Consider the following 25,114-nt stretch of genomic DNA (forward strand, 5'->3'; position numbering starts at 1 on the left):
CATGCCAAGTTCCTTCCGCCTGGTCGCGACCAGCGTCCTGTTCTTCCTGTTGCTCGGCCCCGTGATCCCGGTGATCGAATTTACGCTGGCCACCCTGTTCACCAAGGGCCGCATCGAGCTCATGCCGTCCTTCTACCTGGCGGCGCTGCTGTTCGGCGCCCTGATCGCGGGCGCGCTCGGCCTGGCGCATGGCTTGCTGGTGGCGCTGGCCGTCAAGCTGGAGCCGCTGCGCCGGCGCCTGCAGACCACGCCGCGCCGCGTGCTGCTGGGGGCGGGCGCGGCGCTGCTGTGCGGGCTGGCGATGACCGCGCTCACGCTCTACATCGCGCGCCATTCCTACGGCGACCTGCTGGGCGGGATGGATCCGAACAACCCGGATCCATGGAAGATCATCCGCGCCTATATGGTGATCGAGCTGTTCATCCTGCCGGCGCTGGCCTGCGGCGTCCTGTTCCAGCTACTGCCCTGGTCGCGCAAGCTGATGCAGCGCGCCGTCGAACGGGCTTGAGAAGTCATACGGCTGTCATCTTGCGTCCATATGCTGTCGATTTTCTACTTTTTGAAAATCGACAACCATGTTCCTGCGCCGTCCCGCCACACCTTCCCGTTACCTTCCGGGTTACCTCCCGATGCTGAGCGCGATCGCGCTGGCCTGCACGCTCGCGGCCTGCGGTGGCGACGACGACGATCCGACCCCGACCACGCTCGCGCTGGAGAAAATCGGCAGCTATAGCGGCGGGGCGGTGGGCGCGGCCGAGATCACGGCCTACGATGCCGGCAGCCGGCGCCTGTTCGTCGTCAACGGCGCCAACGGCACGGTCGATGTGCTGGACCTGGCGGCGCCAGGCACGCCGAAGCTGATCGGCACCATCAATGTGGCGAGCATGGGCAAGGCGGTCAACAGCGTCGCCGTGCACGACGGCCTGGTGGCGCTGGCGATCGAATCGGATCCCAAGACCCAGCCGGGCACCGTCGCCTTCTACAATGCGGCCGACCTGAAACTGATCAATAGCGTGAAGGTCGGCGCGCTGCCCGACATGCTGACCTTCACCCCCGACGGCAGCAAGGTGCTGGTCGCGAACGAGGGCGAGCCGAGCGGCTATGGCGTGGCCGGCACGACGGACCCGGAAGGCTCGGTCAGCGTCATCACCGTCAACCGCGGCGGCGCGCCCTCGGTGGCGACCGCCGACTTCCGCGCCTTCAATGGCCAGGAAGCCGCGCTGCGCGCGCAGGGCATCCGCATCTATGGGCCGAACGCCAGCGCCGCCCAGGACTTCGAGCCGGAATACATCACCGTCAGCGACGACGGCCGCACCGCCTGGGTGACCCTGCAGGAAAACAATGCGATCGCCATCGTCGACGTGGCGACGGCCAAAGTCACTGCGGTCAAGCCGCTCGGCTTCAAGGACCACAGTGTGGCCGGCTTCGGGCTGGATGCGTCGGACGAAGATGGCGGCGCCAACACCAACAGCGGTTCGCCGGCCATCAGGATCGGCCCGCAGCCGGTGAAAGGCATGTACCTGCCGGACGCCATCGCCAGCTACTCGGTGGACGGCAAGCATTACCTGATCACCGCCAACGAGGGAGACGCGCGCGCCGACTGGCCGGGCTTCAACGAAGAGAGCCGCGTGCGTGCGCACTGCACGGCAGGGCTGGACCCCGCCGTCTTCCCGGATGCGGCCAACCGGATCTTCGATTCGAACCTCGGCCGCCTGCGCATCACGACCACGCCGAACGGCGGCATCACGGGCAAGAACGCTGCCGGCCAGTGCACCGAGCTGTACACCTTCGGCGGCCGTTCGTTCTCGATCTGGGACACCGACATCAAGCGTGTCTACGACTCGGGCGACGAATTCGAGCAGCGCACCAAGGCGCTGCCGAACGTCAAATTCAACGCCAGCAACGACAACGACGACCTGGAAGACCGCAGCGCTTCGAAGGGCCCGGAGCCGGAAGGCGCCGTGGTCGGCAAGTTCGGCAGCAAGCACTATGCCTTCATCGGCCTGGAGCGCGTCGGCGGCGTGATGGTGTATGACGTGAGCAAGCCGGCCCAGGCTTCCTTCGTCACCTACCTCAACACGCGCGACGGCGACAAGAGCGACCTGGGTCCGGAAGGACTGACCCTGATCCCGGCGTACAAGTCGCCGAACGGCAAGCCGCTGCTGATCGTCGGTAACGAAGTCAGCGGCACCACCGCCGTCATGCAGATCAACCTGACTTACTGATCCGCGCGCTTTCTCAGCAACTGCATGCCGATCGCGGCGGCGACCACCGCCGCGCCGGCCACCAGCGCCTTGTTGGCCGGCTGGCTTGGCTGCGCTTTTGGCTGAGGTCGTGGCTGATTGAGTCGGCTTGCATCCGCATGCACGCCACTGGCGCCGTGCGGCGGTTCGTACAGCGCGCCGCGCGTGTCGCCCGTGCGCTCGGCCCGTTTTGCCCACGCATCCATGAAGCGGTTCATGCCGGCCGCGACGAGGTTCGGCGCCAGCCGGGTGGCCTTCATGGCGGCGGCGGGCGCGCCGACCGCGGTCGTGTCGCGCGGGCTGCGGGCCAGCTTGACGACGGCATCGGCCACCGTTTCCGGCGCCAGCGCACCCGGCGGATAGGAGAGGTGGGCGCCCGTGTAGTTGGCCGCGTGGCTGAAGCCGGGCGTGTCGACGAACGTGGGATACACGTCGCAGACGTGGATGCGGCGCCGCTTGCCGAGCTCCGCGCGCAGGGCTTCGGAAAAGCCGCGCAGGCCGAACTTGCTGGCCGAGTAGGCCGCGGCGTAGGGCGCGGCGACGTAGCCGCCGGACGAGATCATGTTGACCCAGATGCCGTGGTCCTGCTCCAGGAAGATCGGCAGCACCGCGTGCGCGTCGTTCATGTGGGTGAGCAGGTTGGTCTCGATCACCTGGCGGTGGTCGGCCATCGGCACGTCGTGGTACTTGCCGACCACGCCGGCGCCGACATTGCTGAACCACAGGTCGATCTGTCCCAGGATGGACCGCGCTTCGCGCGCGAAGGCGTCCACCGCCCTGGCGTCGGTCGCGTCGACCACCACCGTTTCGGCCCGGCCGCCGGCCTGGAAGCAGCGGCGGGCGACATCGTCGAGGCCTTCCTTGCCGCGCGCGCCGAGCACCAGGTCGGCGCCCTCGCGGGCAAAGGCGACAGCGGTCGCGGCGCCGATGCCGCTCGAGGCGCCCATGATCACCACGCGGAGATTCGATCGCTTCATCGTTGACCTTTCATTCACAGTGAAAAGGCCGATTATTCCGCGATTCAGGATGTCGCCGCGTTCGAATGCCGCGCAGCAAGCTCGCGCCCGGTCAGCGCTTGATCTTGGGGAGCTGGACCAGGCGGGTGCCGGCCAGGCGGTCGTGCAGGAACTGGCGGTCCTTGTCGAGGAGGGCGGTGAGCGCCCACAGGACGATGCCGAGCGCCAGCGCGATGGCGATCTCGCCCCTGGCGTGCAGGCCGAACGCGGCGCACACGAGCAGCGCCGGCGCGAACCAGCCCCAGGCCAGCAGGTAGCGCGCGATGGCGGTGCGCCATGGCAGGCGCGCGTGCCCGGCCTGGACCACCTTGATGCGCCAGGTCTTCATGGCCAGCGTGTGGCCGCTGTCGCGCCAGCACCAGGTGAAGTACAGGCCCGTCACCAGGAACAGCCAGAGCTTCAGCCCATGCTGGAACAGCGGCTCCTGGCGGTTGCCGGTGAGGAGGAGGTAGACCAGCACTGCCAGCATCTCGACGGCGAACAGCAGGAAGAATTCATAGACCATCACCGTCACGCGGCGCTTGATGGTCGGCGCCGGCTGGGGCGGCGCGTGCACCGGACTGGTGGCGGCCGGCTCAGTTGCTTGCATTGGCGGCCTGCGCGGGTGCCTGCTGGCCGCCAGGCGCGGCGATCGCGCCGCCATCGGCGCCAGGGGAGCTGACCGCCGGACCCGGCGTCACGACGGGAGCAGGGCCGGCGCCGCCGGGCTGCGCTGGCGGCGGCACGCTGGCGGTCGCGGTCGGCACCACGGTATCCGTGCCGATCAGGATGCATTCGGCGCCGCGGCGGGTGGTGTTCGGTGGGCAGGGCGTCGGCGTGACCAGCATCGGCGCTTCAGGCAGCGCCACCGGAATGCTCTTGTGGCGCGTCGCCGCCGGGCTGTTGGCCAGCTGGCGTTTCTGTTCGGCCGACAGCTGCTTGTAGTTTTCCCAGTCGGCCGCCTTGTCGCCGCCCTGGGCCAGGCGGCTGGTGCGGCTGTAGTTCTCGCGCGCGAGTTCGCGCTGCGCGGGGGTGAGCTTCATCCACTGGCGCATGCGTTCGTGCACGCGCTGCTGCTCGGACGCGGGCAGCGAGGCGAAGCGGGCCGACATCTGGATCCACTTGCGCTTGCGCGGTCCTTCCATCTGGTTCCACTCGGGTTCCAGCGGCGCCAGCGCCACTTGCTGGGCGCTGCTCAGTTCGTTCCACAGGGGCTTGTCGAAGCTTTTGGGCGACGCGCGTTCGCCATCGACGGCATCGGCCACCGACGGCAGGACGGACGGGGTGTCGAAACGGTCGACGATGACCCAGGCGATTGCACCCGCCACCAGGACCCCGGCCACCGTTTTCAGGACGGGGAACCGTGATTTCGCGGCGCCGGGCTTCGATGCGCGAGACTGTGAAGCGTCGTTCTTCGTCATTGCCGGCGCTGCTGCGACTCCAGGTAAGCGCTGAAGCCCGGGTCGAGATACGCATTGAGCGGCAGTTCATCGGACAAAACGGCCGCGTCGATGTCGGCCAGCTCGGCGATCTGCTGTTGCTGTTCGTGCTGGTAGACGCCGCCCATGCCGATCACCAGCGCCAGGATCGGCACGGCGACCGCCAGGCGCGACATGGCCGGACCCGTCACGAGATTGCCGAAGCCGGCCAGCATCTCGCGCCAGCCGGAAGGGGCTGGCTTGAAATACTCGACCGGCGCGTCCGCCTTCTTGCGCGCGAGCGCGGCGGCGCGCGCGGCGGCGAGCCGGTCGGTCGTCGAGGCCGGCAAGGTGTCGAGCTGTTCGTTCAGTGCATGGCGGATTTTGTACGCCAGGTTGATGTCGTCGGTATTCATAATGTGATTCCCTTGGCCTTGAGCGCTGCGGCGAGGGCGTGGGTGGCACGGGAGCAATGTGTTTTGACGCTACCCTCGGAGCATCCCATCGCTTCGGCCGTTTCGGCCACGTCCATATCCTGCCAGTAACGCATGAGGAACGCTTCCCGTTGACGCGTTGGGAGCTTTTGTACTTCTTCTTCGATCAAGCGCAAGGTTTGTTCACGCTCAATCTGGTCCGCACTCGACTCTGCGGCGGCCGATCCTTCTTCGGCCTCGTATGAGGCAAGTATATCAAAGTCGTCATCGTCACCTCCCTCTCCGCGGCTGAAGCCCGAAAACAGGCTGACCCAGGTGTTGCGCACTTTTTCGCGGCGGAAGTAATCGAGGATGGTCGTCTGCAGGATGCGCTGGAACAGCATCGGCAATTCGGCGGCCGGCTTGTCGCCATACTTTTCGGCCAGCTTGATCATGGCGTCCTGGACGATGTCCAGCGCCGACTCGTCCTTGCGCACCGCATACACCGCCTGCTTGAACGCACGCCGTTCGACATTCGCGAGGAAGTCGTTGAGTTCTTTATCTGTGGCCATGCGGGTTCAAGGAAGCGCTCGTCTTGCTCGTGCTTTAGGGAAAACTTTCGCATCCTAGCAAAAAACGTCCTGGCCTGCACCGTAAACGCGCAGGGCCGGGAGGCGGCAATGCTATTTACATAACGTTCAAAAACTGCATGAAGATACGCGAAATCATTCGTTGTTCGCCTATGGGGGTGTGGTTAGGCTGTCAACACGATCATCCTGCCTCCGCCACCATGCCGCTCGATATTCCTCGTCAAGCATTTGCTGTCCACCCCATCATCGGCGCTCCGCTGGGCGCCGAAGTCGTCGGCCTCGACCTGTCGCGTCCGCTCGGGGCGGAAGACTTCAGCCGCCTGCACCGCGCCCACCTCGACCACCACGTGCTGGTATTCCGCGACCAGCACATCACGCCGGCCCAGCAGGTGGCGTTCAGCCGCCGCTTCGGCCAGTTGCAGATCCATGTGCTGCGCAATTTCCAGCTGACGGGCCACCCCGAAGTGCTGATCGTCTCGAACATCCGCGAGAACGGCCAGCCGATCGGCCTGGGCGATGCCGGCCACTTCTGGCATTCCGACCTGTCGTACAAGGAAACGCCGAGCCTGGGCTCGATACTGCATGCGCAAGAGCTGCCGGCCGAAGGCGGCGACACCCTGTTCGCCAACCAGCACACGGCCTGGGAAGCCTTGCCCGACGACCTGAAGCGCGAAGTCGAAGGCTTGCAGGCCGAGCACTGGTATCTGGCCAAGTATGAAGCGCTGCGCCAGAAAAACCCGTTCCGCCCGCAGCTCACCCAGGCCCAGATCGACGAGGTCAAGCCGGTCAATCACCCGGTGGTGCGCACCCATCCCGAGACCGGCCGCAAGGCCCTGTTCGTCAGCGAGCACTTCACCACCCGCATCCTGGGCGTGCCCGAGCGGCGCAGCCGCGCACTGCTCGACGCGCTGTTCGACCATGGCACGCGCCCGCAACATGTCTATCGCCATCAGTGGCGGCCTCACGACATGGTGTTCTGGGACAACCGCTCGCTGATGCACCTGGCGGCCGGCTGTCCCGACCACCTGCGCCGCAAGCTGTACCGCACGACCATCGAAGGCGACGTTCCGTTCTGACTCAATCCGGGAAACCCATGACACTCCACAAGAAGTTCCTTGCCGTCGGCGCGGCGCTGGCCCTGGCGCTACCATCATTCGCCCAGGCCGAGGGCAAGATCCGCATCGCCGAGCAGTTCGGCGTGGTCTACCTGCTGCTGAACGTGGCGCAAGACCAGAAACTCATCGAAAAGCATGGCAAGAAGCAGGGCGTCGACGTCGACGTCGACTGGGTCAAGCTGTCCGGCGGCGCCGTGATCAACGATGCGCTGCTGTCGGGCTCGATCGATATCGCCGGGGCCGGCGTCGGCCCCCTGATGACGATCTGGGACCGCACCAAGGGCCGCCAGAACGTGCGCGGCGTGGCCTCGCTGGGCAGCTTCCCCTATTACCTGGTCAGCACCAATCCGGCGGTCAAGACGATTGCCGACTTCGGCCCGAAAGACCGCATCGCCTTGCCGGCGGTGACGGTGTCGGTGCAGGCCCGCATCCTGCAGATGGCCGCCGCCAAGCAGTGGGGCAATGCCCAATTCAAGAAACTCGACCCGATCACCCAGACCGTGCCGCACCCGGACGCCGCCGCGGCCCTGATCGCCGGCAAGACCGAACTGAACGCCCACTTCGGCGGGCCGCCATTCCAGGAGCAAGAACTTGCCGGTAACCCGAACGCGAAGATCGTGCTCGATTCCTACCAGGTGCTGGGTGGGCCGGCGTCAAGCACGGTGCTGTATGCCACCGAAAAATATGTGAAGGAAAATCCAAAAACGTATCGCGCCTTCCTCGATGCGCTGGCCGAGGCGTCCCGGTACATTGCGACCAATCCAGAAGGCGCGGCCGATGCCTACCTGCGCGTCAACAAGGGCAATATCGACCGGGCGCTGCTGCTGAAGGTGATCAAGGACCCGAAGACACAGTTCCGCGTGGCGCCGCAGAATACGCTGGGCCTGGCGCAGTTCCTGCACCAGGTCGGCGCCATCAGGAACAAGCCGGCTTCGTGGAAGGATTACTTCTTCGAGCATCCGGTCATCGCCAACGGGAGCTGACATGATTACCCCCGTCATATCGCTGAACCTCGTTCCCCAGGAACCGCTGCTGCGCGCCGAGCACGTCACGCTCGAGTACGCCAGCGAACGCGGCATCGTGCGCGCCACGGACGACGTCAGCTTCGACGTCCACCGCGGCGACCGCTTCGTGCTGCTGGGGCCGTCCGGCTGCGGCAAGTCGACCTTGTTGAAAGCGATCGGCGGCTTCATCGCGCCGCGCGCCGGCAGCCTCGGCTTGTCCGGCAAGCCGATCACGGGGCCGGGGCCGGACCGCATCGTCGTGTTCCAGGAATTCGACCAGCTGCCGCCCTGGAAGACGGTGCGGCAGAACGTGATGTTCCCGCTGCTGGCGGGCGGCGTATCGCGTGGCGAGGCCGACCGGCGTGCCCGTCACTGGCTGGGCAAGGTCGGGCTGGCGCGCTTTGCCGACGCCTATCCGCACACGCTGTCGGGCGGCATGAAGGCGCGGGTGGCCATTGCCCGCGCGCTGGCGATGCAGCCGGCGGTGCTGCTGATGGACGAGCCGTTCGCCGCGCTCGATGCGCTGACCCGGCGCAGCATGCAGGAAGAGCTGCAGGCGCTGTGGGATGAAATCGGCTTCACCATGCTGTTCGTGACCCACTCGATCGAGGAGGCGCTGGTGGTGGGCAACCGCATCCTGCTGCTGTCGCCCCATCCGGGCCGGGTGCGGGCCGAACTCAATAGCCACCAGTTCAGCCTGCAAAGCGCCGGCAGCCCGGAATTCCAGGCCGCCACCCAGCGCATCCATGCCCTGCTGTTCGATGGCGATGCAGCGCCGGATGGGCGCCGGGATGCAGATCGCATGGCGGAGGCGCATTGATGACGACCTTGCGCGAACCGCCGATCCGTCCCGAATACGTGTTGCCGCTCAAGCCGGCCCTTGCCGTGCCGGCGCCCGGCGCGGCGCCCTCCGTCTCCTTCGCGCTGGACCGCTTCGGCTGGTTGAGAAAACCCGCCATCCTGCTGGCGCTGGCCGTCGTGTGGGAACTGCTCGCGCGCTGGTTCGACAACGACCTGCTGCTGCCGGGCGCGCTGCAGACCGGTCGCGCCTTCGTGGACGGCATGCTGTCGGGCGAGCTGGTCGGCTATGTGTCGGTGTCGCTGGCGATCCTGAGCCAGGGCTTCCTGCTGGGCGTGGCCGGGTCATTCCTGCTGACCTGGCTGGCGGTGTCGAACCGCTTCGGCCGCGCGCTGATCGATACCCTGACCTCGATGTTCAATCCGCTGCCGGCCATCGCGCTGCTGCCGCTGGCGCTGCTGTGGTTCGGGCTCGGCAAGGGCAGCCTGCTGATGGTGCTGGTGCACTCGGTGGTGTGGCCGCTGACCCTGAATGCCAGCGCGGGTTTCCGGGCCGTGCCCGAAACCCTGCGCATGGCCGGCCGCAACTATGGCCTGGGCGGCTTGCGCATGGTGCTGCAGATCCTGATCCCGGCCGCGCTGCCGGCCATCCTGTCGGGCCTGAAGATCGGCTGGGCGTTCGCCTGGCGCACCCTGATCGCCGCCGAGCTGGTGTTCGGCAGCACCTCGGGGCAGGGCGGGCTGGGGTGGTATATCTTCCAGAGCCGTAATGAGCTGTTCACCGACAAGGTGTTCGCGGGGCTGGCGACCGTGATCCTCATCGGGCTGGCGATCGAGCACTTCGTGTTCCAGGCATTGGAACGCGTGACAGTGCGGCGCTGGGGCATGCAGCGCTGAATGCGTGGGCGGCGTCGCCCTCCACCCTACGATACACACCCGCCACGCAAAAACGGCGCACATTATTTGGATTTCGCCGAATTTGTTGCACCACTTTTGGGAATGCAGCGATTTTTATCTTTCCTTCTTGACCAAAATGGTGCGGCGCGGTAAGGTGTCTCTCACGCTTTGCATCCCCAAGGCTTTTACGTCATCCGGAGTCGGCACACAAGGCCCAGTCCGGTTGTGACACGCTTTCATTTGTAGGCAGTTTGCTCCGACCCGCGCCACAAGCGCGAGAGATGCGTAAGACCGCTACAAACACTCACGCTCAACGAGTTGCGCCCAGCGCCGGTGCGTAAGGACCCTACGGTGTCCGAAACATCGACGTGCACGCAGAAAGTAGTCAAGCCTGAGGGTTGTCGCGCAAAGACGCATATCGTCAGGAACGGGCATCCGATCAATCTCCCATTGGGTTTTGAAAGGAATGTACATGAGTAACGATTCAGCAGTCCCGATCACGGGCGCTGAGATAGTGGTCCGTTGTCTGGCAGAAGAGGGCGTCAAGCACGTCTTCGGTTACCCGGGCGGCGCGGTCCTCTATATCTACGACGCCATCTTCAACCAGGATAAATTCCAGCACGTCCTCGTTCGCCACGAACAGGCCGCGGTGCACGCCGCCGACGCCTATTCGCGCAGCTCGAACACCGTGGGCGTCGCCCTGGTCACCTCCGGCCCCGGCGTCACCAATGCCGTCACCGGCCTGTCCACCGCGTATATGGATTCGATTCCGATGGTCGTGATCTCGGGCCAGGTGCCCAGCCACGCGATCGGCCAGGATGCCTTCCAGGAATGCGATACCGTCGGCATCACGCGTCCGGTGGTCAAGCACAACTTCCTGGTCAAGGACGTGCGCGAGCTGGCCTCGACCATCAAGAAAGCCTTCTTCATCGCCCGCACCGGACGTCCCGGACCCGTGCTGGTCGATATTCCGAAGGACATCACGGTCAACAAATGCTTGTACGAGTACCCGCGCGAGATCGAGATGCGCTCGTACCGTCCGGTCGACAAGGGCCATGCCGGCCAGATCCGCAAGGCGGTCCAGCTGCTGCAGAACGCCGAGCGCCCGATGATCTATGCGGGCGGCGGCGTGATCCTGGCCAATGCCTCGGACGAGCTGAACCGCCTGGTCGAGAAAACCGGCTTCCCGATCACGAACACGCTGATGGGCCTGGGCGGATCGCGTTCGTCCGATCCGCATTTCGTCGGCATGCCGGGCATGCACGGCACCTATGAAGCGAACATGGCGATGCAGCACTGCGACGTCCTGATCGCCATCGGTTCCCGCTTCGACGACCGCGTGATCGGCAATCCGAAGCATTTCGCCTCGAATCCGCGCAAGATCATCCACATCGACATCGATCCTTCGTCGATCTCGAAGCGGGTGCGGGTCGACATCCCGATCGTCGGCAACGTCAAGGACGTGCTGGTCGAACTGCTGTCGCAGCTCGACGCCGGCAATGTCCAGACCAATACCAATGCCTTGCAGGGCTGGTGGAAACAGATCGCCGAATGGCGCGGCCGCGACTGCCTCAAGTATCCGACCTCCGATACGGTCATCAAGCCGCAGGCGGTGATCGAGCAGCTGCACCGCGTGACGGATGGCGACGCCTTCATCACCTCGGACGTGGGCCAGCACCAGATGTGGGCCGCGCAGTACTATCAGTTCGACAAGCCGCGGCGCTGGATCAACTCCGGCGGCCTGGGCACGATGGGCGTCGGCTTGCCGTATGCGATGGGCGTGCAGATGGCCAATCCGGATGCGACGGTGGCCTGCGTCACCGGCGAGGGTTCGATCCAGATGTGCATCCAGGAGCTCGCCACCTGCAAGCAATACCACCTGACGCCGAAGATCATCCTGCTCAACAACCGCTTCCTGGGCATGGTGCGCCAGTGGCAGCAGATCGACTACGGTTCGCGCTATTCCGAGTCGTACATGGATTCGCTGCCCGATTTCGAGAAGCTGGCCGAGGCCTATGGCCACGTCGGCATGCGCATCGAAAAGCCGGGCGACGTCGAGGGTTCGCTGCGCGAAGCGTTCGCCATGAAGGACCGCCTGGTCTTCATGAACTTCATCACCGACCAGAGCGAGAACGTCTGGCCGATGGTCAAGGCGGGCCGTGGCCTGAACGAAATGCTGCTCGGCTCGGAGGACCTGTGATGCGACACATTATCTCAGTCCTCCTGGAGAACGAAGCCGGCGCGCTGTCGCGCGTGGTCGGCCTGTTCTCGGCGCGCGGCTACAACATCGAAACGCTGACCGTGGCCCCGACCGAAGACGCGACCCTGTCGCGCATGACCATCGTCACTTCGGGTTCGGACGACATCATCGAGCAGATCACCAAGCACCTGAACCGCCTGATCGAGGTGGTGAAGGTGGTCGACCTGACCGAAGGCCAGCACATCGAGCGCGAGCTCATGCTGATCAAGGTGCGCGCGGTCGGCAAGGAGCGCGAAGAAATGAAGCGCACCGCCGACATCTTCCGCGGTCGCATCATCGACGTCACCGAAAAGACCTACACGATCGAGCTCACCGGCGCCAAGTCGAAGCTGGACGCCTTCATCGACTCGATCGACCGGGCTTCCATCCTCGAGACGGTCCGTACCGGCGGCTCGGGCATCGGACGCGGCGAACGCATCCTCAAAGTCTGACAAGAAAAACGCTGAATAAACGACGTAGGGTTGGCGGCTCGGCCGCCGACGCGTTACGCCCGAACACCACTACATTACTTATATACAGGATACCCAAATGAAAGTTTTCTACGACAAAGACTGCGACCTCTCCCTCATCAAAGGCAAGAACGTCGCCATCATCGGCTACGGCTCGCAAGGCCACGCCCACGCCCAGAACCTCTCTGAATCGGGCGTCAACGTCACCGTCGGCCTGCGCCGCGGCGGCGCTTCGTGGAACAAGGTCGAGCAGGCCGGCCTGAAGGTCGCCGAGGTCGACGAGGCGGTCAAGGCCGCCGACGTCATCATGATCCTGCTGCCGGACGAAAACATCGCCGAGGTCTACAACAAGAACGTCGCGCCGAACGCCAAGCAGGGCGCCGTGCTGGCCTTCGCCCACGGTTTCAACGTGCACTACGGCCAAGTGGTGCCGCGCGCCGACCTCGACGTGATCATGGTCGCGCCGAAGGCCCCGGGCCACACCGTGCGCGGCACCTATACGCAAGGTGGCGGCGTGCCGCACCTGGTCGCCGTCTACCAGGACAAGTCGGGCGCGGCGCGCGACATCGCGCTGTCGTATGCGATGGCCAACGGCGGCGGTCGCGCCGGCATCATCGAGACCAACTTCCGCGAAGAGACCGAGACCGACCTGTTCGGCGAGCAGGCCGTGCTGTGCGGCGGCGCCGTCGAGCTGATCAAGGCTGGCTTCGAAACCCTGACCGAAGCCGGCTACGCGCCCGAAATGGCGTATTTCGAGTGCCTGCACGAGCTGAAGCTGATCGTCGACCTGATCTACGAAGGCGGCATCGCCAACATGAACTACTCGATCTCGAACAACGCGGAATATGGCGAGTACGTGACCGGCCCGCGCATCGTGACCGAAGATACCAAGAACGCCATGCGCCAGTGCCTGAAGGACATCCAGACCGGCGAATACGCCAAGAGCTTCATCCTGGAAAACAAGGCCGGCGCCCCGACCCTGATCTCGCGCCGCCGCCTGACCGCGGAGCACCAGATCGAAGAAGTCGGCGCCAAGCTGCGCGGCATGATGCCGTGGATCGCCAAGAACAAGCTGGTGGATCAGTCGAAGAACTGATGTTCCTGGAGTAAAGCGAGGGTCAGGTCTGACATTCGGACACGGTCTCGACTTTAAGCGTTTCCATGGCTGGGGTCGTGTCTGAATGTCAGACCTGACCCCGCTTTTATTTTGGCTGCGGCTGTTACAAATCCTTCCCCAAACCTACTTATTTGCAACTGTCCATTACAAAATCACGATGGAATCCTGGCGATTGGTATCGTATAAGTGCTGTCAGACATCTGTCGCAACTTATAGGAGAACAATAAATGGCCGTTTCTAAATCCCTCGTCGTCGCCGCCCTGGTCCTCGCCTTCAGCGCCGCCCACGCGCAAAACCTGCCGTCGCCGGCTACCAGCGGCACCATGGTCGTGGTCCCCGCCTTTGGCGAAGTCAAGCACGCCAACGACCAGGCCACCGTCGTCTTCGCCGTCGAAGAGCATGACAAGGACAAGAACGCCGCCGCCGATCGCGTCAACCGCAAGATGAAGGAGGGCACCGAGATCGTGCGCCGCGCCGATCCGAATGCCGAACTCAAGACCCAGGGCTACTACACCTACCCGGTCTATCCGGAAGTGCCGCCGCAGCCGGTCGGCCGCACCACGCAGCAACCGGTCAAGCCGGTGCCGATCGCCTGGCGCGTCGGCCAGTACCTGGAAGTGAAGACCACCAACCTGGCCGCGCTGCCGAAGACCGCCGCCGCCGCCCAGAAGGTGCTGCAGATCAATGGCGTCAACTTCGGTTTGAGCCCCGAGCTCGAGAAGCGCCTGGACGACCAGCGCATCGCTGCGACCTACCGCAACCTGAACGAGCGCATCGTCTCGATCGCCAAGGCCATGGGCCGCCAGCCGACCGACGCCGTGCTCGACACGGTCGACTTCGAAGGCTCGGGCAACTACGCGGGCGATGCCGCCGCGCCGCAGGCCATGATGATGCGCAGCGCTAAGCGCGAGATGGCCGACGAGATGTCCGAACCGAGCTTCGAACCGGGCGAAACCACACTGCAGATGCGCGTCGTGGGCAAGGTCAAGTTCAAGTAAAGGACGGCTGAGTTCAAGTAAGCGCCAGGCAATCGCCAGTCGGGTTAGCGTAGTGTTTCGCTAACACGTGTCCCCACCTCTATAATGTGGGGGAACTGTCGCTCGGCGACTACCTTGAATACGATTCCTTATGCCAACCTTTCCACGAAGAAGAACACCAGGGACAACGCCAAAGGGTCCACGATTCTCCCGCCTGAAAAAGCGTTTCGGCCGCCGCGCGGAAGACCGCCAGGTCGGCGAACGTGGCCGCGGCATTTATCTCCTGCCCAACGCCTTCACCACCGCGGCCCTGTTCTGCGGCTTCTATGCCATCGTCATGGCGATGAACCAGCGTTTCGAGCATGCCTGCTGGGCCGTGTTCATCGCCATGATCCTCGACGGCCTGGACGGGCGCATCGCGCGCCTGACCAATACCCAGTCCGAGTTCGGCGCGCAGTTCGACAGCCTGGCCGACATGGTCTCGTTCGGCGCCGCGCCGGCGCTGGTAATCTATGAATGGTCGCTGCGCGGCCTGGGCAAGCTGGGCTGGATCGCGGCCTTCATCTACTGCGCCTGCGCGGCGTTGCGCCTGGCGCGCTTCAACACCAATATCCAGGTGGTGGACAAGCGCTTCTTCCAGGGCTTGCCGAGCCCGGCCGCCGCGGCGCTGGTGATCGGCTTCATCATGATGATGATCGACCCCGACATCAGCGTCAGCGCGCGCAAGGTGGATTGGGTGTCGTGGTGTATCGCCGTGTTCGCCGGCCTGACCATGGTGTCCAACGTGCCGTTCTACAGCTTCAAGGACATCAACTTCAGGAAGTCGGTGCCGTTCATCGCGGTGTTCCTGATCGCGCTGGTGCTGGCGCTGCTGGCGATCGATCCGCCCAAGGTGCTGTGGCCGATTTTCGTGGTGTATGGCCTCTCGGGCTATGCCGTGTATGTCTGGCGCAAGGCGAAGGGCAAGCCGGTCAGCATCATCCCGCTCGACGACGAGCCGGACGATATCCGTCGCTGACATGCCGGTGCATAGCGGCCGTTTTCTTTCGACGAAGACGCTCGCTGGCGCGGCGCTGGCGCTGGCCGTCCTGGTCCTGGCCGGCGCCCTGAGCGCCTGTTCGCCGCTCACCCTGGTCAATGTGGTGTCGCCCGGCGGGACGGCGCGTTCGGTCGCGACGGCCGCCTTCGGCCCCGACCCGCGCCACGTGCTGTCCATCTACCGGCCCGCGTCTGGCGCAGGCAAGGCGCCGGTGATCGTCTTCTTCTACGGCGGCAATTGGGTCAGTGGAGAGCGCGACGATTATGCGTTCGTTGGCCGTTCGCTGGCCCAGCGCGGATTCGTGGTGGTGATTCCCGATTATCGCCTGTATCCGCAGGCCAGCTATCCCGACTTTTTGCATGATGGCGCGCGCGCCGTCGTCTGGACCGAACGCCGGATCGCGGCCTATGGCGGCGATCCGAAACGCCTGTTCGTCATGGGGCATAGCGCGGGCGCCTATAACGCGGCGATGCTGGCGCTCGATCCACGCTGGCTGCGCGAACAGGGGGGCAGCCCGGGCATCCTGCGCGGCTGGATCGGCATGGCGGGTCCGTATAACTTCTTGCCCGTCGAGAATGAGACCACGCGTCCGGTGTTCCACTATCCCGATACGCCGGCCGACTCGCAGCCGGTCGCCCACGTCACGGCCGGGGCGCCCCCGGCGCTGCTGATCGCCGCCCGCAACGACACGACGGTGAACCCGGAACGCAATACCGGCATGCTCGCGGCCAGGATGCGTAGTGCCGGCGTGCCCGTGCGCGAGGTGTACTACGACAACGTCAACCACGCCACCCTGGTCGCCACGCTGTCGTCCACGCTGCGCCGCCTGGCGCCGAGCCTGGACGCGGTCGAGGATTTCGTGCGCAGCGACGGCGGTCGCCGCACCGTTCCGGCCAGGTAACGCTCAAAAACCAAAGCGGTCGCGCGGTTCGTACATCGGATCGGGCGCATTCATCATCTGCCGCACGACGCCTTGCCCGTCGAAGTGGACGTGCATGAGCGAATTCCAGACGCCGGCTTCCTTGTAGCGATAGGACCAGACTTCATAATTCTTCATGGCGACCTGCGATCGCTCGGCGGGGCGGCCGATGGTGCGCAGCACCTGGTCCTTGGTCGCTCGATCAATTTTAATCGTGGCAAATTTTTCGCTCGTGAGCACCTGCTCGTAGGAGAGCAGGCGCCCATCCGGGCCGAGGTGCGCCATCCAGGTGAACTGGCCCATGGGGCCGGTGGCGTACTCGAGAGTACGGGACGCGCCATCGGCATACACCGCGGTTGGCATCCCCAGCTTGGCCTGGACCACGTCCTGCGTGTCGCCCGGGTTTGGCGGCGTGCGCATGGCGCATGCCGTCAGCAGCAGTGCGGCGATGAGTGGAGTTAATTTGATCATCGTGTTCACCAGATGCCGCGATCCTGTGGGTTGTACATGGGATCCGACGCATTCATCATCTGGCGCACCACGCCTTGCCCGTCGAAGTGGACGTGCATCAACGAGTTCCACACGCCGGCTTCCTTGTAGCGATACGACCACACCTCGTAGTCGCGCATGGCGACGCGCGAAACCTCGGCCGGATGGCCGAAAGTACGCAGCATGTCATCCTTGGTCGCCTGGTCGATCCTGACAGTGGCGAACTTCTCGCTCGTCAGGACTTGTTCATACGAGGTCAGGCGGCCATCCGGGCCCAGGTGCGCCATCCAGGTGTACTGGCCCATCGGGCCGGTGGCGTATTCGAGGGTGCGCGCCGCGCCGTCGGTATACACCGCGGTGGGGGTGCCCATCTTGGACTGGACGACATCCAGCGGGTCGCCGGGAGTCGGCGCCGTGCGCATGGCGCAGCCGGCCAGCAGCAGGATGGCGGTCAGTGTTGTAAATGTATTCATCTTGTTCATGATTGTCACCTGTGTCGAGCTTGCCAGCTGGGCGACGGCCTGTCCAACTGCGGAAGAAGGATAGCAAACACTGGTTCGAGCCGCCGTTTTGCACTATACTGGCGGGTCTGTCCAATCCGGACAGCTATTTGATAAATCACGGTGCCTGGGGTTCCGACTCTTGCACCGCATGTGAAAGGTAACATCATGTCGGTTGAAAACATCAACAAAGCCGCGATCATCGCGGACAATGCACGTGGCCAGAACGATACCGGTTCGCCGGAAGTCCAGGTCGCACTGCTGACCGCACGCATCAACGAACTGAACGGCCACTTCAAGGCACACCAGAAGGATCACCACTCGCGTCGTGGCCTGATCATGATGGTCAACCGCCGTAAGAGCCTGCTGGCTTACCTGAAGAACAAGGACCTGAATCGTTATCGCGACCTGATCGCCAAGCTGGGCCTGCGTAAGTAATCGCAAGTTCTTGCTTCAGACGGTTTAGTCAAAAATGCCTGCGCCAGTTGTCTGACGCGGGCATTTTTCGTTTTTGCTGTCTTGTTGTTTGTTACAAGGCCATTTCTTGATGGCCCGTGGTGAGAGGTGAACGACAGCTCCTGAAAATCTGTCGGTAAAATGAAAGGGATTACCCAATGTTTAATAAAGTTACGAAAACCTTCCAGTACGGTCAACACACGGTCACCCTGGAGACGGGTGAAATCGCGCGCCAGGCCAGCGGCGCCGTCGTCGTGTCGGTCGAGGATACCGTCATCCTGGCAACCGTCGTTGCCAAAAAAGACGCCAAGCCGGGCCAGGATTTCTTCCCGCTGACCGTCGACTACATGGAGAAAACGTACGCTGCGGGTAAGATCCCTGGCGGTTTCTTCAAGCGTGAAGGCCGTCCTTCCGAAAAAGAAACGCTGACCTCGCGCCTGATCGACCGTCCGATCCGCCCGCTGTTCCCGGAAGGCTACCTGAACGAAGTCCAGGTCATCATCCACGTGCTGTCGGTCAACCCTGAAATCGATCCGGACATCCCATCGATGATCGGCGCCTCGGCCGCCCTGTGCATCGCCGGCATCCCGTTCGCCGGTCCGATCGGCGCCGCGCGCGTCGGCTACGCGAACGGCCAGTACATCCTGAACCCGACCACCACCGAGCTGAAGACCTCGCAGATGGACCTGGTCGTGGCAGGCACCGAAACCGCCGTCCTGATGGTGGAATCGGAAGCCCAGCAACTGTCCGAAGAAGTCATGCTCGGCGCGGTCGTGTTCGGCCACGAGCAAATGAAGGCCGTGATCGACGCGATCCACGACCTGGTCGCCGAAGGCGGCAAGCCGGAAGTCGAATGGGCGCCGGCGCCAAAGAACGAAGAACTGATCGCCCGCGTCGGCGAACTGGCCGGCGCCAAGATCCGTGACGCCTACCAGACCCGCGAAAAGTCGGCCCGCCAGCAGAAGCTGAAGTCGCTGTCGTCGGAAGTGATGGCCGAGCTGTCGGCGCAAGGCATCGCCGCCGATGCTGGCGACGTCGGCAACATCCTGTTCGACATGGAAGCCAAGGTCGTGCGTTCGCAGATCCTGGACGGCGAGCCACGCATCGACGGCCGCGACACCCGCACCGTGCGTCCGATCTCGATCCGCTCGAGCGTCCTGCCGCGCACCCACGGCTCGGCCCTGTTCACCCGTGGCGAAACCCAGGCACTGGTGGTCGCCACCCTCGGCACCGCCCGCGACAGCCAGAAGATCGACGCGCTGATGGGCGAGTACACCGACGACTTCATGATGCACTACAACATGCCTCCGTTCGCCACCGGCGAAACCGGTCGCGTGGGCACCCCGAAGCGCCGCGAAGTCGGCCACGGCCGCCTGGCCAAGCGCGCGCTGGTCGCCGCACTGCCCAACCCAGAAGACTTCAGCTACTCGGTGCGCCTGGTGTCGGAAATCACCGAATCGAACGGTTCGTCGTCGATGGCGTCGGTCTGCGGCGGCTGCCTGGCGCTGATGGACGCCGGCGTGCCGATGAAAGCGCACGTGGCCGGCATCGCCATGGGCCTGATCAAGGAAGGCGGCAAGTTCGCGGTCCTGACCGACATCCTGGGTGACGAAGACCACCTGGGCGACATGGACTTCAAGGTGGCCGGCACCGCGCAGGGCATCACCGCGCTGCAGATGGACATCAAGATCCAGGGCATCACCAAGGAAATCATGCAGGTGGCGCTGGCCCAGGCAAAAGACGGCCGCCAGCACATCCTGGCCGAGATGCAGAAGGCCATGCCGACCGTGAAGACCGAGCTGTCGGACTTCGCGCCGCGCCTGATCACCATCCGCATCAACCCGGAAAAGATCCGTGACGTGATCGGCAAGGGCGGCGCCGTGATCCGCGCGCTGACCGAAGAAACCGGCACCCAGATCGACATCACCGACGAAGGCATCGTGACCATCGCGTCGGTCGACGCCGCCGCCGGCCAGGAAGCCAAGCGCCGCATCGAAGAACTGACCGCATCGGTCGAAGTGGGCAAGACCTACGACGGCACCGTGCTCAAGCTGCTGGACTTCGGCGCGATCGTGCAAGTCATGCCTGGTAAAGACGGCCTGCTGCACATCTCGCAGATCGCCAACGAGCGTGTCAACGCCGTTGCCGACTACCTGAAGGAAGGCCAGCAAGTGCGCGTGAAGGTCCTGGAGACCGACGAGCGCGGTCGTCTGAAGCTGTCGATGAAGGCGGCTGATCCGGTTGAAGGCGCGGCGCAGTAATAAAGCTGCAAGCGAGTGAGCGGTTCGCCGCTCGATGAAAAAACCGCCAGTGCGTGAGCCTGGCGGTTTTTTCATTCAGCGTTCAGTATTGCGCACGCCCAATCTGCAACATGCGGACCCGAGAATAATGGAACCTGATTTTTTCTGCTTCCGGAGAAACCATGCCGATACAGTCAGCCCTTGCGTTGTTCAATCAGCTCACGGAGCAAGAGCGAGCTTACTTGCGATCGCATCCGCATCACGTGCCTGTCATCATGAGGGCGCGCGAATTTGCACAGAGTGAGGCCAGGCGGCTGTTTTCGATCAGCGGCCATAACGACCATTCGGACGCTTTTCGCCATTGCTTGTGGTCTGCACAACTGGCACGCGATATCGGAATTACCAAAGCGCGCCTTTACACGACGGCGCATGAATCGTCCCTAAGGAACCCGCCGAAGGAACGTGCGATGGATTTGCATAACAACAGCATCGGCTTGAACATTGGTGCGTCGAAGCAAACGAACGAGGCGCTCAGCCGGCGCTGTATGGCAGCGTTGAAAACTGGCCAACTCAAGACCCTGCAGGTGAAGTGACGATGCGAACCCCAGCCGTCCTCGTGCTGACCATCCTTTTCCTGCAAGGTTGCACGCAAAGGTCTGTGGAAGAACAAAGCCGGGCCTTCGGCAATGATGAGTTCACGCCGAAGGCATGGGCCGCCGCGGATCGGCTGGGGCGTGGCCGGATGCTGGCTTCCTTCCTGCGCCAGCACCCGGTGAAAGAACTCAGCGCAGACCAAGTCAGGGCACTGCTGGGGCAATCGACGGGGTATGCCGATTATGACGAAAACCTCGCCTATTTCGTTGGCCCGTCCAATGTCGAGAGCGAATACGGCAAGGGATACTTGCTGATATTCGTGACGGACAAGAAGACAGGCCGTATTCAACAGCTGCGATTGGTCCCGTCCGTCGAAGAGTGACTGGCCAGGCGTGCATGCGTCAGCGGGCCATCGCATAGGATACCGCATCGTCATGTGTCCAGATTTGCACTCACGGCCAGCTCCTTCTGCGCCGTCAGCCGCGCCAGACGATCGGTCAGCGCCGCATGAATCGACTCGTACGCAGTCGACCCCAAGGTAATTCTGCGCGGCGCCGGCGCCTGATCAGCCGAGTCGATCATGATCTCCACCATCCGCACCGGGTCGCCCGTGAGCTTGAAACTGCCGTCCGCCAGCGCGCGCCGCACCCCACCCGACGGCGTATCGGCATACTCGTCCATCGCCGGCGCGGCGTCGAGACCGGCCGCGAAATTGGTCGGCGTCGGCCCCGGTTCGGCCAGGATGAATTCGATCCCGAACGGCGCGACTTCCTGCGCCACAGATTCCACGAACCCTTCGATCCCCCACTTGGTCGCGTGATAGACGCTGAAGTTCGGATAAGCCATCTGGCCGCCTTCCGACGAAACCTGGATCACCCGGCCGCCGCCTTGCTTGCGCAGATGGGGCAGGGCGGCGCGGATCAGCCCGATCGATCCGAGCAGATTGGTGTCGAGCTGGCGCTCCACCTGCGCGTCGGTCAGCTCTTCGGCCGCACCGAACAGGCCATAGGCCGCATTGCTGACGACTCCAATCCCGTATGCATTAGTGAAGGATCGCCATCAATGCCCCAGCCCGACCTCGACAGCCTGCGCGCCTTCGTGGCCATCGTCCATCGCCGCAGCTTTCGCAAGGCGGCCGACGAAGCACGACATGCATGTCGCGCCATTCGGCGCGCCGGTGCGTTTCATGCCGGTCGCATCGCCCGCTTACCTGGCGGCGCGCGGCACGCCGCAGACGCCCGACGATCTGCGGCAGCACCAGTGCATCCGCATGCGCATGCAGAGCGGGAAGATCTATCGCTGGGAATTCGCGCGCCATGGCCAGGCCTTCGCGCTGGACGTGCCGGGCGCCTTGATCCTGAACCAGGTCGGGCTGATGGCCGAAGCCGCGCTGGCGGGACGAGGGATCGCCTATGTGCCGGACACGACCGTGCGCGATCATTTGCAGGAAGGTCGCCTGGTGCCTTTGCTGCAGGACTGGTGCCAGCCCTCGTCCGAGCTGGCGATGTACTATCCCGGTCATCGCCATGTGCCGGCGGCGCTGCGCGCCTTCATCGAGGTGCTGCAAGAGGTGTACGCACCGGCGTGAGTTTCGGACCGAATTCCTTATGCGATGTGCGGGAATCGCAGCGAACTGCACGAATGTGCTTGACCCTGTAGCGGCTACAGGGTATTTAATAGCTGGTAGCAAAAATTGGCCGACCGGCCCTGCGCTACCCGACCACCCTGACGCAATGCGACGCCTGATCCTGATCCTCCTGCTGCTCATGATGCCACTCCAGGCCGCCTGGGCCGCCGGCGCTCCGTATTGCAGTCATGACGAACAGACCATGCATCCGGGGCACCACGTCCACAAGCATCCGCCATCGAGCAACCAGGATCAGGATGATGGAACCCGGGACGAGCATTGCGACGATTGCGACGCCTGCCACCACCTGTCGGCCAGCGCGGTCCTGTCCGCGCAACCCAATCTCCCCTTGCCCAAGGGCGCCCCGCACATGCGCGGCGAATTGCGGCGCTACGTTTCCCACGTTCCCGACCTGATTCCTCCGCCAGACCGGCCGCGCCGCGCCTAAGGCGGCGGGAACCTCATCGGCGTCGCCTCGTGCGGCGCATCGCTTGCCCCGCCGGACATCCACCCGTTCGGAGCATCATCATGAAACATCGTTTGACACCGCTGCTGGCGGCGCTCGCGCTCGCCTGCGGGTTTGCCAGCGCTTCGGCCGCGGCATGGTCGGCACCATTGACCCTGGAAGCGGCCATCGACCTGGCGCTGCGCGCCAATCCGACCCTGCGCGCGGCCGGCAGCGAAGTGGCGGCGCAAGAGGGCGCGCTGGCCCAGGCCGGGGCGCTGCCCAATCCCGAGCTCGAGCTGCTGCGCGAAGGCGAGGGCGGTGATAGCCGCACCACGACCGCCACCCTGAACATCCCCATCGAACTGGGCGGCAAGCGCGCCGCGCGGGTCGAGGCGGCGCGCCAGGAAGGCGCGCTTGCCGCCATCGCACTGGAAGCGGAACGGGACAAGGTCCGCGCCGATGCCGCCGCCGCCTTCCACGACGTCGTCGCGGCCCAGGAGCGTGAACGCATGGCCCGCGAACTGGTGGAGCTTGCCGGTCGCGCGCTGGCCGCCGCCGGCAAGCGGGTCGAGGCTGGGACCTTGTCTCCGGTCGAGGAGACCCGCGCCCGCGTGGCCCAGGGCAGCGCCCGGATCGAGGCGCTGCAGGCGGGGCGCGACCTGGAAGGCGCGCGCATCCGCCTGGCTGCCCTGTGGGGCGGCGACGCGCGCCAGTTGAGCATCCATGCGCCGCAGACCGCCGCGTTGCCCCCGGCGCCGCCGCTGGACCAGCTGCTGGCGCAACTCGACCGATCGCCGGCGATGCGCCATGCGCGCGCCCAGGTCGGCCAGCGCGAGGCGCTGGCCCGGCTCGAACGCGCGCGTCGCACGCCCGACGTCAACGTGATCGTCGGCGCCCAGCGCGAAGGGCCGGATACCCGCAACCGCGCAGTGCTCGGCCTGTCGGTGCCGCTGCCGCTGTTCAACCGCAACGACGGCGCCGTGCTCGATGCGCTGCGCCGGGTCGACAAGGCGCGCGACCAGCAAGACGCCGAAGGCGTGCGCCTGCGCGCCGAGCTGGCGCAGGCCCATGCGCGGCTCACGGCGGCGCTGGCCGAATGCGCGCTGATCTCGACCGAGATATTGTCCGGCGCAGAAGACGCCGAGCGCGCCGCCAACCGCGGCTTCGAGCTCGGCAAGTTCGGCCTGATCGACGTGCTGGATGCCCAGCGCGTGCTGGCGCAATCGAAGAACCAATACCTGAACGCCGTCGCGGAGAGTCATCGCGCGGCGGCCGATATCGCACGGCTGCTGGGACACGCAGCCGTCCAGGAGAATCCATGAACAAGCAGCAAAGCAAGGTCATCGCCATCATGCTGGCGATCGCCATTCTGATCGCCGCCATCGTGCTGGTGCGCGACCGCTCCCCAGCCGGTGTCGAGGAACACGGTCATCAAGAGGAACGGGAACACGCGGACGAGCACGGTCAAGAAGGGCACGCGGACGACGGCGTGATCCGCTTCACCGACCAGCAGGTCGGCGTGGCCGGCATCACGATCGCCACCGCCGGCCCGGTCCACCTGGACACCTTCATCCGCATGCCGGGCCAGATCGCGCTCAACGAAGACCGCACCGCCCACGTGACGCCGCGCGCCGCCGGGGCGGTCAGCGAGGTCAATGCCACGCTCGGCCAGCAGGTGCGCAAGGACCAGGTCCTGGCCAGCGTCGCCAGCGCCGAAGTGGCGGGACAACGCGGCGCGCTGGCGGCGGCCGAGCGCCGGCTGGAATACGCGCGCAAGGTCCATGCGTCCGAAAAAATGCTGTGGGAAGAGCAGATCTCGCCCCGCCAGGACTTGCTGCGCGCCGAGCAGGAACTGAACGAGGCGCAGATCGCCGTCCAGAGCGCGCGCCAGCAGCTGCAGGCGCTCGGCGCCGTTGACGCCGGCTCGTCCAACCTCCTCAGAATCCGGGCGCCGTTCGACGGCGTGATCGTCGAAAAACACATCACGATGGGTGAAGTCGTCGGCGCCGATACCCGCGTGTTCACCCTCACCGACCTGTCGACCGTATGGGCCGACGTGGTGGTGCCGGCGCGCGACCTCGAGATCGTCCGGGTCGGCACCGATGCCGTCATTCGCTCGATTGCCTCCAACACGACGGCGCCGGGCAAGGTGTCCTACGTCAGCTCGCTGGTGGGCGAGGAATCGCGCTCGGCCAAGGCGCGCGTGGTGCTCGACAATCCGGGCGCGGCCTGGCGGCCGGGGCTGGCGGTGAACATCGACATCGTCACCGGATCGAACGACGTGCCGGTGGCGGTATCGCGCGAGGCGATCCAGACGGCGGATGGGCGGCAAGTTGTCTACAAGCGGGTCAAGGAAGGATTTGTCGCGCAGCCGGTGGCCACCGGCCGCTCGGATGGGCGCTTCGTCGAGATCACTGCCGGGCTGCGCGCGGGCGAGGCCTATGCGGCTGCCGGCAGCTTCGCGGTCAAGGCGGAGCAGGGCAAGGCGGAGGGCAGCCATGAACATTGAGACCTCGACCAAACCGT

Annotated in this window: 28 protein-coding genes; 20 read left to right on the forward strand and 8 right to left on the reverse strand. The window is 64.8% G+C overall.

From position 1 onward, the window contains the following. Position 1: 1 nt before the first annotated feature. A complete protein-coding gene (locus HMPREF9710_RS11035; RefSeq protein WP_005666338.1) occupies positions 2-508 on the forward strand; it encodes a hypothetical protein in 507 nt (168 codons plus the stop codon). 67 nt (positions 509-575) lie between these two features. Continuing rightward, a complete protein-coding gene (locus HMPREF9710_RS11040) occupies positions 576-2,225 on the forward strand; it encodes a choice-of-anchor I family protein (RefSeq protein ID WP_005666339.1) in 1,650 nt (549 codons plus the stop codon). On the opposite strand, the gene HMPREF9710_RS11045 is transcribed toward HMPREF9710_RS11040, so the two are convergent. From HMPREF9710_RS11045 to HMPREF9710_RS11065, 5 genes are all read right to left on the reverse strand, one after another. Then, complete coding sequence (locus tag HMPREF9710_RS11045) at positions 2,219-3,220, reverse strand: SDR family oxidoreductase (RefSeq protein WP_005666340.1); 1,002 nt, start codon at positions 3,218-3,220, stop codon at positions 2,219-2,221. The two genes, HMPREF9710_RS11040 and HMPREF9710_RS11045, sit on opposite strands and share 7 nt — an antisense overlap. Positions 3,221-3,311: 91 nt before the next feature. Then, positions 3,312-3,848: an RDD family protein gene (locus HMPREF9710_RS11050; protein ID WP_005666341.1), complete on the reverse strand. Its 537-nt coding sequence runs from the start codon at positions 3,846-3,848 to the stop codon at positions 3,312-3,314. Further along, the gene (locus HMPREF9710_RS26565; protein ID WP_005666343.1) at positions 3,835-4,659 is read right to left on the reverse strand and encodes a DUF3106 domain-containing protein; all 825 of its coding nucleotides are present in this window, start codon (positions 4,657-4,659) and stop codon (positions 3,835-3,837) included. The genes HMPREF9710_RS11050 and HMPREF9710_RS26565 overlap by 14 nt, the downstream gene beginning before the upstream one ends. Further along, positions 4,656-5,072, reverse strand: coding sequence for a DUF3619 family protein (locus HMPREF9710_RS11060; protein ID WP_005666344.1), 417 nt, complete (start codon positions 5,070-5,072; stop codon positions 4,656-4,658). The genes HMPREF9710_RS26565 and HMPREF9710_RS11060 overlap by 4 nt, the downstream gene beginning before the upstream one ends. Further along, on the reverse strand, positions 5,069-5,641 hold the full coding sequence (locus HMPREF9710_RS11065; RefSeq protein WP_005666345.1) for an RNA polymerase sigma factor: 573 nt from the start codon (positions 5,639-5,641) through the stop codon (positions 5,069-5,071). The genes HMPREF9710_RS11060 and HMPREF9710_RS11065 overlap by 4 nt, the downstream gene beginning before the upstream one ends. Before the next feature lie 218 nt (positions 5,642-5,859). Here HMPREF9710_RS11065 and HMPREF9710_RS11070 point away from each other — a divergent pair, with 218 nt between their 5' ends. From HMPREF9710_RS11070 to HMPREF9710_RS11115, 10 genes are all read left to right on the forward strand, one after another. Beyond that, the gene (locus HMPREF9710_RS11070) at positions 5,860-6,735 is read left to right on the forward strand and encodes a TauD/TfdA dioxygenase family protein (protein ID WP_005666346.1); all 876 of its coding nucleotides are present in this window, start codon (positions 5,860-5,862) and stop codon (positions 6,733-6,735) included. A 17-nt stretch (positions 6,736-6,752) separates the two neighbouring features. Then, positions 6,753-7,757, forward strand: a complete 1,005-nt coding sequence (locus HMPREF9710_RS11075) for an ABC transporter substrate-binding protein (RefSeq protein ID WP_005666348.1) — start codon at positions 6,753-6,755, stop codon at positions 7,755-7,757. Between the two features lies 1 nt (position 7,758). Then, positions 7,759-8,598: an ABC transporter ATP-binding protein gene (locus HMPREF9710_RS11080; RefSeq protein WP_005666349.1), complete on the forward strand. Its 840-nt coding sequence runs from the start codon at positions 7,759-7,761 to the stop codon at positions 8,596-8,598. Then, positions 8,598-9,473, forward strand: coding sequence for an ABC transporter permease (locus tag HMPREF9710_RS11085; RefSeq protein ID WP_005666350.1), 876 nt, complete (start codon positions 8,598-8,600; stop codon positions 9,471-9,473). The genes HMPREF9710_RS11080 and HMPREF9710_RS11085 overlap by 1 nt, the downstream gene beginning before the upstream one ends. Positions 9,474-9,945: 472 nt before the next feature. After that, complete coding sequence (locus HMPREF9710_RS11090) at positions 9,946-11,673, forward strand: acetolactate synthase 3 catalytic subunit (protein WP_005666352.1); 1,728 nt, start codon at positions 9,946-9,948, stop codon at positions 11,671-11,673. Beyond that, positions 11,673-12,164: an acetolactate synthase small subunit gene (ilvN, locus tag HMPREF9710_RS11095; protein ID WP_005666354.1), complete on the forward strand. Its 492-nt coding sequence runs from the start codon at positions 11,673-11,675 to the stop codon at positions 12,162-12,164. Before HMPREF9710_RS11090 ends, ilvN begins: the two co-directional genes overlap by 1 nt. 97 nt (positions 12,165-12,261) lie before the next feature. Then, positions 12,262-13,278: a ketol-acid reductoisomerase gene (ilvC, locus tag HMPREF9710_RS11100; protein ID WP_005666356.1), complete on the forward strand. Its 1,017-nt coding sequence runs from the start codon at positions 12,262-12,264 to the stop codon at positions 13,276-13,278. 248 nt (positions 13,279-13,526) lie between these two features. Beyond that, a complete protein-coding gene (locus tag HMPREF9710_RS11105) occupies positions 13,527-14,297 on the forward strand; it encodes an SIMPL domain-containing protein (RefSeq protein WP_005666357.1) in 771 nt (256 codons plus the stop codon). Between the two features lie 130 nt (positions 14,298-14,427). Continuing rightward, complete coding sequence (gene pssA / locus HMPREF9710_RS11110; protein ID WP_005666359.1) at positions 14,428-15,294, forward strand: CDP-diacylglycerol--serine O-phosphatidyltransferase; 867 nt, start codon at positions 14,428-14,430, stop codon at positions 15,292-15,294. 1 nt (position 15,295) lies between these two features. Then, positions 15,296-16,216, forward strand: coding sequence for an alpha/beta hydrolase (locus HMPREF9710_RS11115; RefSeq protein WP_005666360.1), 921 nt, complete (start codon positions 15,296-15,298; stop codon positions 16,214-16,216). 3 nt (positions 16,217-16,219) lie between these two features. Here HMPREF9710_RS11115 and bamE read toward each other — a convergent pair whose 3' ends face one another. Both bamE and HMPREF9710_RS11125 read right to left on the reverse strand, forming a co-directional pair. Then, entirely contained in the window at positions 16,220-16,705 is a 486-nt protein-coding gene (bamE, locus tag HMPREF9710_RS11120) for an outer membrane protein assembly factor BamE domain-containing protein (RefSeq protein WP_005666362.1), read from the reverse strand. A 5-nt stretch (positions 16,706-16,710) separates the two neighbouring features. After that, positions 16,711-17,205 carry a hypothetical protein gene (locus tag HMPREF9710_RS11125; RefSeq protein ID WP_005666363.1) on the reverse strand — a complete coding sequence of 165 codons (495 nt, stop codon included), beginning with the start codon at positions 17,203-17,205 and terminating at the stop codon, positions 16,711-16,713. A gap of 186 nt (positions 17,206-17,391) precedes the next feature. Here HMPREF9710_RS11125 and rpsO point away from each other — a divergent pair, with 186 nt between their 5' ends. The 4 genes from rpsO to HMPREF9710_RS11145 all read left to right on the forward strand — a co-directional run bounded on the left by rpsO (position 17,392) and on the right by HMPREF9710_RS11145 (position 20,895). Further along, positions 17,392-17,661 carry a 30S ribosomal protein S15 gene (gene rpsO / locus HMPREF9710_RS11130; protein ID WP_005666365.1) on the forward strand — a complete coding sequence of 90 codons (270 nt, stop codon included), beginning with the start codon at positions 17,392-17,394 and terminating at the stop codon, positions 17,659-17,661. 176 nt (positions 17,662-17,837) lie between these two features. Continuing rightward, a complete protein-coding gene (gene pnp, locus HMPREF9710_RS11135) occupies positions 17,838-19,940 on the forward strand; it encodes a polyribonucleotide nucleotidyltransferase (RefSeq protein ID WP_005666366.1) in 2,103 nt (700 codons plus the stop codon). Between the two features lie 161 nt (positions 19,941-20,101). Continuing rightward, the gene (locus HMPREF9710_RS11140) at positions 20,102-20,512 is read left to right on the forward strand and encodes a DUF6973 domain-containing protein (RefSeq protein ID WP_005666367.1); all 411 of its coding nucleotides are present in this window, start codon (positions 20,102-20,104) and stop codon (positions 20,510-20,512) included. A gap of 23 nt (positions 20,513-20,535) precedes the next feature. After that, on the forward strand, positions 20,536-20,895 hold the full coding sequence (locus HMPREF9710_RS11145; protein WP_169331322.1) for a hypothetical protein: 360 nt from the start codon (positions 20,536-20,538) through the stop codon (positions 20,893-20,895). Between the two features lie 50 nt (positions 20,896-20,945). Here the strand turns inward: HMPREF9710_RS11145 and HMPREF9710_RS11150 are convergent, their stop codons facing one another. After that, positions 20,946-21,545 (reverse strand): SDR family oxidoreductase, encoded by a 600-nt coding sequence (locus HMPREF9710_RS11150; protein WP_081589895.1) that lies wholly within the window; start codon positions 21,543-21,545, stop codon positions 20,946-20,948. 13 nt (positions 21,546-21,558) lie between these two features. On the opposite strand from HMPREF9710_RS11150, the gene HMPREF9710_RS11155 reads away from it, so the two are divergent. The 4 genes from HMPREF9710_RS11155 (at position 21,559) to HMPREF9710_RS11170 (ending at position 25,097) form a co-directional block, all read left to right on the forward strand. Then, positions 21,559-22,101, forward strand: coding sequence for a LysR substrate-binding domain-containing protein (locus HMPREF9710_RS11155; RefSeq protein WP_267871917.1), 543 nt, complete (start codon positions 21,559-21,561; stop codon positions 22,099-22,101). Between the two features lie 145 nt (positions 22,102-22,246). Further along, the gene (locus HMPREF9710_RS27845; protein WP_005666373.1) at positions 22,247-22,588 is read left to right on the forward strand and encodes a DUF2946 family protein; all 342 of its coding nucleotides are present in this window, start codon (positions 22,247-22,249) and stop codon (positions 22,586-22,588) included. A gap of 80 nt (positions 22,589-22,668) precedes the next feature. After that, on the forward strand, positions 22,669-23,910 hold the full coding sequence (locus HMPREF9710_RS11165) for a TolC family protein (protein WP_005666375.1): 1,242 nt from the start codon (positions 22,669-22,671) through the stop codon (positions 23,908-23,910). Beyond that, positions 23,907-25,097 (forward strand): efflux RND transporter periplasmic adaptor subunit, encoded by a 1,191-nt coding sequence (locus HMPREF9710_RS11170; protein WP_005666377.1) that lies wholly within the window; start codon positions 23,907-23,909, stop codon positions 25,095-25,097. Before HMPREF9710_RS11165 ends, HMPREF9710_RS11170 begins: the two co-directional genes overlap by 4 nt. The last annotated feature ends 17 nt before the right edge of the window (positions 25,098-25,114 follow it).

Origin of the sequence: Massilia timonae CCUG 45783 (assembly GCF_000315425.1) — a bacterium.
Taxonomy (GTDB): domain Bacteria; phylum Pseudomonadota; class Gammaproteobacteria; order Burkholderiales; family Burkholderiaceae_D; genus Telluria; species Telluria timonae.

Coding starts and splice junctions, on each gene's coding strand:
- HMPREF9710_RS11035 (WP_005666338.1), top strand. CDS start 2: ATGCCAAGTTCCTTCCGCCTGGTCGCGACCAGCGTCCTGTTCTTCCTG.
- HMPREF9710_RS11040 (WP_005666339.1), top strand. CDS start 576: ATGTTCCTGCGCCGTCCCGCCACACCTTCCCGTTACCTTCCGGGTTAC.
- HMPREF9710_RS11045 (WP_005666340.1), bottom strand. CDS start 3,220: ATGAAGCGATCGAATCTCCGCGTGGTGATCATGGGCGCCTCGAGCGGC.
- HMPREF9710_RS11050 (WP_005666341.1), bottom strand. CDS start 3,848: ATGCAAGCAACTGAGCCGGCCGCCACCAGTCCGGTGCACGCGCCGCCC.
- HMPREF9710_RS26565 (WP_005666343.1), bottom strand. CDS start 4,659: ATGACGAAGAACGACGCTTCACAGTCTCGCGCATCGAAGCCCGGCGCC.
- HMPREF9710_RS11060 (WP_005666344.1), bottom strand. CDS start 5,072: ATGAATACCGACGACATCAACCTGGCGTACAAAATCCGCCATGCACTG.
- HMPREF9710_RS11065 (WP_005666345.1), bottom strand. CDS start 5,641: ATGGCCACAGATAAAGAACTCAACGACTTCCTCGCGAATGTCGAACGG.
- HMPREF9710_RS11070 (WP_005666346.1), top strand. CDS start 5,860: ATGCCGCTCGATATTCCTCGTCAAGCATTTGCTGTCCACCCCATCATC.
- HMPREF9710_RS11075 (WP_005666348.1), top strand. CDS start 6,753: ATGACACTCCACAAGAAGTTCCTTGCCGTCGGCGCGGCGCTGGCCCTG.
- HMPREF9710_RS11080 (WP_005666349.1), top strand. CDS start 7,759: ATGATTACCCCCGTCATATCGCTGAACCTCGTTCCCCAGGAACCGCTG.
- HMPREF9710_RS11085 (WP_005666350.1), top strand. CDS start 8,598: ATGACGACCTTGCGCGAACCGCCGATCCGTCCCGAATACGTGTTGCCG.
- HMPREF9710_RS11090 (WP_005666352.1), top strand. CDS start 9,946: ATGAGTAACGATTCAGCAGTCCCGATCACGGGCGCTGAGATAGTGGTC.
- ilvN (WP_005666354.1), top strand. CDS start 11,673: ATGCGACACATTATCTCAGTCCTCCTGGAGAACGAAGCCGGCGCGCTG.
- ilvC (WP_005666356.1), top strand. CDS start 12,262: ATGAAAGTTTTCTACGACAAAGACTGCGACCTCTCCCTCATCAAAGGC.
- HMPREF9710_RS11105 (WP_005666357.1), top strand. CDS start 13,527: ATGGCCGTTTCTAAATCCCTCGTCGTCGCCGCCCTGGTCCTCGCCTTC.
- pssA (WP_005666359.1), top strand. CDS start 14,428: ATGCCAACCTTTCCACGAAGAAGAACACCAGGGACAACGCCAAAGGGT.
- HMPREF9710_RS11115 (WP_005666360.1), top strand. CDS start 15,296: ATGCCGGTGCATAGCGGCCGTTTTCTTTCGACGAAGACGCTCGCTGGC.
- bamE (WP_005666362.1), bottom strand. CDS start 16,705: ATGATCAAATTAACTCCACTCATCGCCGCACTGCTGCTGACGGCATGC.
- HMPREF9710_RS11125 (WP_005666363.1), bottom strand. CDS start 17,205: ATGAACAAGATGAATACATTTACAACACTGACCGCCATCCTGCTGCTG.
- rpsO (WP_005666365.1), top strand. CDS start 17,392: ATGTCGGTTGAAAACATCAACAAAGCCGCGATCATCGCGGACAATGCA.
- pnp (WP_005666366.1), top strand. CDS start 17,838: ATGTTTAATAAAGTTACGAAAACCTTCCAGTACGGTCAACACACGGTC.
- HMPREF9710_RS11140 (WP_005666367.1), top strand. CDS start 20,102: ATGCCGATACAGTCAGCCCTTGCGTTGTTCAATCAGCTCACGGAGCAA.
- HMPREF9710_RS27845 (WP_005666373.1), top strand. CDS start 22,247: ATGCGACGCCTGATCCTGATCCTCCTGCTGCTCATGATGCCACTCCAG.
- HMPREF9710_RS11165 (WP_005666375.1), top strand. CDS start 22,669: ATGAAACATCGTTTGACACCGCTGCTGGCGGCGCTCGCGCTCGCCTGC.
- HMPREF9710_RS11170 (WP_005666377.1), top strand. CDS start 23,907: ATGAACAAGCAGCAAAGCAAGGTCATCGCCATCATGCTGGCGATCGCC.